This is a genomic window from Enterobacter cloacae complex sp. 385G4, from assembly GCF_057320665.1.
Window position 1 is genome coordinate 1 of sequence record NZ_JBXWDD010000033.1, and the last position, 524, is coordinate 524.

At 52.5% G+C, this 524-nt stretch carries 1 rRNA gene; it reads right to left on the reverse strand.

Annotated elements, in window-relative coordinates:
• Positions 1-454, reverse strand: a 16S ribosomal RNA gene (locus AC2FAJ_RS23515); the annotation flags it as partial.
• Between the last annotated feature and the right edge of the window lie 70 nt (positions 455-524).

Consider the following 524-nt stretch of genomic DNA (forward strand, 5'->3'; position numbering starts at 1 on the left):
CGCCTTCCTCCCCGCTGAAAGTACTTTACAACCCGAAGGCCTTCTTCATACACGCGGCATGGCTGCATCAGGCTTGCGCCCATTGTGCAATATTCCCCACTGCTGCCTCCCGTAGGAGTCTGGACCGTGTCTCAGTTCCAGTGTGGCTGGTCATCCTCTCAGACCAGCTAGGGATCGTCGCCTAGGTGAGCCGTTACCCCACCTACTAGCTAATCCCATCTGGGCACATCTGATGGCAAGAGGCCCGAAGGTCCCCCTCTTTGGTCTTGCGACGTTATGCGGTATTAGCTACCGTTTCCAGTAGTTATCCCCCTCCATCAGGCAGTTTCCCAGACATTACTCACCCGTCCGCCACTCGTCACCCGAGAGCAAGCTCTCTGTGCTACCGTTCGACTTGCATGTGTTAGGCCTGCCGCCAGCGTTCAATCTGAGCCATGATCAAACTCTTCAATTTAAGTTTGATGCTCGTGAATTAAACTTCGTAATGAATTACGTATGTTCACTCAGAGACTTGGTATTCATTT